We start from the raw sequence: 5,911 nt of genomic DNA on the forward strand, positions 1-5,911 counted from the left end.
GCCGGGGCGCCGGCGGCCGCCTGAGCGCTCGCGGCCGCGGCTAGCGCCTGCCGAGCGAGAAGGATGCGTTGCCGAACCGCACGATCGAACCGGGGTCGACCTCGTGGCGGGTCTTCGGGTCGCACGCGAACGTGCCGTCACCGGGGTAGGTGATCGTGGTGCCGTTGGCCGAGCCGAGGTCCATCACCCAGAAGACGCCGTCGTACTGGCCGAACGCCAGGTGCGCGCGCGAGACCGACTTCGCGTCGTTCCCGATCGTCACCAGCTCGACGTGCGCGGGGTCGTCCAGCTCGGTGCCCGGCGTGTGGACGGATGGGTTGCGGCCGATCACGCCGTTGCCCATCGTCTCCAGGTGCTGGCCGTCGCTGAAGTCCAGCACGAACGTCGCTGCCATGGTGTCTCCCCTCACGTCCAGGCAGAACCCTAGCGGGTCGGCCTAGGGCGTCGCAGGGGAGGCGGCGGCCACCGGGACGTGCACCGGGCGCGCGTCGCGCATGAACCGCTCGACGTCCGGGTCGACGGTGATGTCGCTCGGTCGCAGCGGCCGGGTCAGGTAGAGGCCGTCCAGCGTCGTGATCCTGCTGAGCGCGACGTACGTCTGCCCGGAGGTGAACGCGCGCGTTCCGAGGTCGACGATCGCCGCGTCGTAGGTCTTGCCCTGGGACTTGTGGATGGTGACCGCCCACGCGAGCCGCAGCGGGAACTGTGTGAACTCGGCCGCGACATCCTTCGTCAGCTTCTTCGTGAGCGGGTTGTACGTGTACTTGAACCGCTCCCACACGGCCGGCTCGACCTCGTGCACCTCGCCGTCGACATCCACCCACACGTTGGTGTCGATGCGAACGACGGTGCCGATGGTGCCGTTCACCCAACGCGGGCCGTCGCCTCCTTGACCGGTGTCGTTGCGCAGGAACATCACCTGGGCGCCGACCTTCAGCTCGAGCGTCTCGTCTGCCGGGAAGTTGCGCTGCCCGAAGTCGCCGGAGATCTCCGCCTTGGCGGTCAACGCACGTCCGGGCAGCTTGCGCAGGGCTGTGGCGTTGATGCGGTTCACGGTGTCGTTGCGGGTTGCGAGAGTGATCGTGCCGTCTTCGGGCTGCGGGCGCGCGCCCATCGCGTTGAGCCGGTCCGCGATCTCCTTCGTGACGCGTCCGTATCGCACCGCGTTGAGCATGAGCTTGAAGTCGAGCTCGTGCTGACGGTGGATCTCGCTCAGCTCGAAGCGCCGAAGGGATGTCTCGTCCCAGACCTTGGCGTCGAAGAACCACATCGACCGATAGTGGTCGGCGAAGTACGCCCGCTCTTCGGCATCACCGGGGACCGGGGCGAGTTGGTAGGGGTCGCCGAAGAGCACGATCTGCACGCCGCCGAAGGGTTCGAGCTTGCGCTGGCGAGCCTGACGCAAGGCGCGGTCGACGGCATCCATCAGGTCGGCGTTGACCATCGAGATCTCGTCGATCACGAGCGTGTCGATGCTGTTCAGCAGCCGCACGAGCTCTCGTGGCTGGTCCAGCTCGTTGTCGGCGATGACGCCGATCGGCAGTCGCATCAGGGAGTGGATCGTCTGCCCGCCGACGTTCAGCGCGGCGACGCCGGTCGGTGCGCTGATGACGAGCTGCTTCTCGGTGTTCCAGGCCAGGTGGTTCAGCAGCGTGGACTTGCCGGTACCGGCGCGTCCGGTGACGAAGACGTGGTCACGCGTGTGCTCGATCGCGTCGAACACCGCAGCCTGCTCGCTCGTCAGCCTGACGGCATCCGCTGTCACCGTGCTCACCGCTGAGGCTCCTTCGCGGCATCCGTCTGCGCCCGCTCGTCGTGGCGCTCCGCAGCGCGGGCCCGTGGATCGGTGTCGTCCGATGCCATGCGCTGCAGCATCGCATTGTAGGCGACGAGGTCGGCGTCGCCGCTTCGATCGGCCTGCCGGTCGCGGCGTTTCGTCTCCTTGGCGTCGCTGCGGCTCCACTGGATCGCCACGGTGATGGCGAGCGCGACCGTGGGGATCTCGCCGATGCTCCACGCGATGCCGCCGGCCAACTGCTGGTCGGCGAGCGGGGTCACACCCCAGGTGCGGCCCATCGCGCCGTACCAGTCGGCGAGGAACAGCCCGTCGGTCGTCATGATCGAGAGTCCGAAGAACGCGTGGAACGCCATCGTGGCCAAAAGCAGCACGAGCCGCATCGGATACGGGAACCGGTACGGCACCGGGTCGATGCCGATCAGGGACTGCACGAACAGGTAGCCGGTGATGAGGAAGTGGATGATCATCCACTCGTGTCCGATGTGGTCGGTCGTCGCCCAACTGAACAGCGGCGAGTAGTAGAACACCCAGAGCGATCCGGCGAACAGCACGGCGGCGGTGATCGGATGCGTGAGGAATGCCGCGATCTTCGAGTGCACGACGAGCAGGATCCACTCGCGGCCGCCGCGTGACCCGTCGGTGCGTTTCTTGATCGCTCGTAGTGCGAGCGTCACCGGGGCGCCGGGAACGAGCAGCACCGGTACGGCCATGGTCAGAAGCATGTGCGCCAGCATGTGGCTGGAGAAGAGGTACTTCTCGTACATGTTGATGCCGCCGTTGGTCACCCAGAGCAGCGCGAGGATGCCCGCGATCCACGCGATCGTGCGCCCGATCGGCCAGGAGTCGCCCCGCCGGTGCAGCCGTATGACGCCCGCGAGATAGAAGAAGATCGCGAAGCAGCATCCGATCAGCCAGAGCGGATCGATGTTCACACCGAAGAGGTAGCGGGCGAGCGTCACCGGCGGCGGGAGCGGCTCACCGGTGAGCACCTCAGCGGGCGTCGGCTGGGAGACCGGGACCTGCGCGACCGGCGTCGCGGTGCGCGCGAGCGCGGCGGCGACACCGGAGGCGATGCCCATGAAGGCGAGCTCAGCGGTGACGATCCACCAGAACGGGCCCCGGCTGCCGACCCGCTTCAGCCGGTCGATCATGTAGCGCCGCCAGAACATGCCGAAAAGGCCGAGCACGGCGAGCGCGAAAACCTTGACCAGCACGAGCACGCCGTACGCGGTGAGCAGGTTCTGCAGGGTGCCGATGCGGAGGTCGGCGTTGATGATGCCGGAGAAGGCGACGACGACGAAGCAGATGATGGCGAGCGTGGAGAACCGCTCGAGCACCGTGACGATCCGGTCCTTGTCCAGCGTCTTGCGGATCAGCACGATGGTGAGCAGTCCGCCGATCCAGATGGCGGCGAACACGAGATGCAGCCCGAGCGACGTGATGGCCTGGTCATGGCCGGCCGTTCCGGCCGCGTGCCCGCTCAACGCCATCGGGATGAGCGTGCACAGCGCGACGACGGTGACGAACGCGATGGCGGTGTGGTTGCGCACAGCGAAGCAGAGCACGGTGGTGGTCGCGGCGATCAGCGTGATCGCCAGCCACACCTGTCCGATCGCTATCTGCGTGGCGAACTGACTGATGCCGTCGCTGAACTGCTGGTCGAACGCGAGCGCCGAACCCGTGACATCCAGGTAGGTGAGCACTCCGGTGATCGCGCTGACGACGGTCATGATCGCGGCGGAGCCGGCCGCGACATCCAGAGCCCTGTCGTACTCGGGGTTGTCTGGACTGAGCGCGAAGCACGCCATGAACAGAGCGCCGATCATCGCGGCGGCGCTGAGGTTCACGAAGAGGTTCGCGATGGGAAGACCCCAGCGCACGACCGGGCCGGGATCGAGCAGCGCAGGAGCGGATGCCGCACCACCGTACGCGAGCGCCACGAGGATGGCGGCTAACGCGGCCACCACGAGCGCGACGGGGCCCGCGACACGCTGCACTCTTCTCACCAGACAAGCGTAGGCGCTGCAACCTTGACGCCGGGCGAGACCGGATGTCGGTGTGCAGTCGCGTGCCTCGAGCCCCGGTGTGGAGGAGGACTCGGGCGTCCCTCCCGGCGACGAGCGCTCGCCGGGGGCGTCGCGGGCATACGAAAAGGGGATGCCGGCGAACCGGCATCCCCTTTGCTCGTGCGGAAGGCTACTTGACGGAAGCCTTGAGCTTGCTGCCCGCGGTCAGCTTGACGCGGTGGCCGGCCGGGATCTTGATCTCGGCGCCGGTCTGCGGGTTGCGGCCCGTACGCGCGGCCGTCGACGTGCGCTCTGCGGCGAGCCAGCCCGGGATGGTGACCTTGCCCCCGCCTGCGACGGTCTCGGCGATGGTCGCGAAGAAAGCGTCGACCACAGCCCCCACGGCGGCCTGGCTCTGACCGGTCGACGCGGCGACCGCCGCCACGAGCTCGGTCTTGTTCAGCGACTTGTCAGCCATTGAGTGTCCTCCTCGGACGTTCTGCTGCTGAGCAGCGTTTTGTTGATGAAGTTCACGGCCATGAGCCGCAGGTGTGGTTCACGCGAACCGCCCTCAAGGTACCAACAAACCGCGTAATTCCGCGGATTTCCGGGGATTCTGGGGCCAGAACCGCCCGTTTCGGGGCATCCTGCCGTGCACGCCATGGGTTATGCACAGAAATCCCGGAGTTATACACAGGCGATGGAGGCGAGAGCCGAGCGAGCTTGCTCGCTTGGCCGAGCCGACTGAGTCTGTTGAGCGACGTAGTCGCGAGCACAGGCGACTGAGGCGAGAGCCGAGCGAGCTTGCTCGCTTGGCCGAGCCGACTGAGCCTGTTGAGCGACGCAGTCGCGAGCACAGGCGATGGAGGCTCGCGCGAAAACAGGACAGATCGCGCTCTCCCGCTGAGAACAGGACGTTTTGGCCTGTTTTCAGTCGATCGTCCTGTTTTCGTAGGTGCGCACAGCAAAGGGGGCGCCGTCCCGAAGGACGACGCCCCTAAGTGCTGCTGGTGACTACCAGCTGGACTTCGTGATGCCCGGCAGCTCGCCGCGGTGGGCCATGTCGCGGAAGCGAACACGCGAGATGCCGAACTTGGTCAGCACGCCACGCGGACGTCCGTCGACGGCGTCGCGGCTGCGCAGACGGACCGGCGAAGCGTTGCGGGGAAGCTTCTGCAGACCGACACGAGCGGCCTCGCGCTCCTCGTCGCTCGAGTTCGGATTGACCAGGGCCTTCTTCAGCTCCGCACGCTTGGCGGCGTAACGGTCGACGACCTCCTGGCGCTGCTTGTTGCGCGCGATCTTGCTCTTCTTAGCCATGCTCTACCGCTCCTCGCGGAATTCGACGTGCTTGCGCACGATGGGGTCGTACTTCTTGAGCACGAGACGGTCGGGGTCATTGCGGCGGTTCTTCTTGGTCACGTAGGTGTAACCGGTGCCCGCCGTCGAACGAAGCTTGATGATCGGGCGGATGTCCTGCTGCTTGGCCATCAGATCTTCTCCCCACGGGCCAGGATGTCCTTGACCACGGCCTCGATACCGCGGGCGTCGATCACCTTGATGCCCTTGGCGCTGACGTTCAGGGTGACGTTACGGCGCAGGGACGGCACGTAGTACGTCTTCTTCTGGATGTTCGGGTCGAAGCGACGCTTGGTGCGTCGGTGCGAGTGCGAGATGTTGTGTCCGAAACCGGGCACAGCTCCCGTCACCTGGCAGACAGCTGCCATGATTTCCTCCATCAATACCGAAGGGCGGATGCCCTTCCCAAGATCTCTTGTCGGCGCACACAACGACTCATCGCTTTCGCAAGAAGGGGATTGTGTGTGCGAACTGCGCAGAGGAGTCCGCGCAGACGAAGAACTAGTCTACGCGACACGCCGCATCCACCCAAATCGCGCAGGGCCTTCTTAAGGTCGGTTGGTGCGGCGTGTCGTCGCGGGAATGGCGGAACTCCTGTTAACCGGTGAGTTGTTCAAGACCATCGGATGACAGGAGTTCCAGATGCTATCTTCGCTGATTGCCGCGGTGGCCGCTGCCGATCTTCCCGCCGACACGTCACCATTGAAACTGGCTGACGTGCTCGCCCAGATCCCGGACCCCCGCGATC

General features: G+C 66.1%; 7 protein-coding genes. All 7 read right to left on the reverse strand.

From position 1 onward, the window contains the following. Positions 1-40: 40 nt before the first annotated feature. Positions 41-394 (reverse strand): FHA domain-containing protein, encoded by a 354-nt coding sequence (locus ACTHNC_RS11410; RefSeq protein ID WP_440294726.1) that lies wholly within the window; start codon positions 392-394, stop codon positions 41-43. Positions 395-436: 42 nt separating this feature from the next. Then, positions 437-1,774, reverse strand: coding sequence for an ATP-dependent DNA helicase (locus tag ACTHNC_RS11415; protein WP_440294727.1), 1,338 nt, complete (start codon positions 1,772-1,774; stop codon positions 437-439). Next, entirely contained in the window at positions 1,771-3,804 is a 2,034-nt protein-coding gene (locus ACTHNC_RS11420; RefSeq protein ID WP_440294728.1) for a cytochrome c oxidase assembly protein, read from the reverse strand. Before ACTHNC_RS11420 ends, ACTHNC_RS11415 begins: the two co-directional genes overlap by 4 nt. A gap of 190 nt (positions 3,805-3,994) precedes the next feature. Further along, positions 3,995-4,282 (reverse strand): HU family DNA-binding protein, encoded by a 288-nt coding sequence (locus tag ACTHNC_RS11425; RefSeq protein WP_146321257.1) that lies wholly within the window; start codon positions 4,280-4,282, stop codon positions 3,995-3,997. A gap of 536 nt (positions 4,283-4,818) precedes the next feature. Beyond that, positions 4,819-5,124 (reverse strand): 30S ribosomal protein S14, encoded by a 306-nt coding sequence (rpsN, locus tag ACTHNC_RS11430; RefSeq protein ID WP_440294729.1) that lies wholly within the window; start codon positions 5,122-5,124, stop codon positions 4,819-4,821. Positions 5,125-5,127: 3 nt separating this feature from the next. Further along, on the reverse strand, positions 5,128-5,295 hold the full coding sequence (rpmG, locus tag ACTHNC_RS11435; protein ID WP_146321261.1) for a 50S ribosomal protein L33: 168 nt from the start codon (positions 5,293-5,295) through the stop codon (positions 5,128-5,130). Further along, entirely contained in the window at positions 5,295-5,531 is a 237-nt protein-coding gene (gene rpmB / locus ACTHNC_RS11440; protein WP_022901382.1) for a 50S ribosomal protein L28, read from the reverse strand. Before rpmB ends, rpmG begins: the two co-directional genes overlap by 1 nt. Positions 5,532-5,911 lie beyond the last annotated feature (380 nt).

This window comes from Humibacter sp. (assembly GCF_051954055.1).
GTDB lineage: Bacteria > Actinomycetota > Actinomycetes > Actinomycetales > Microbacteriaceae > Humibacter.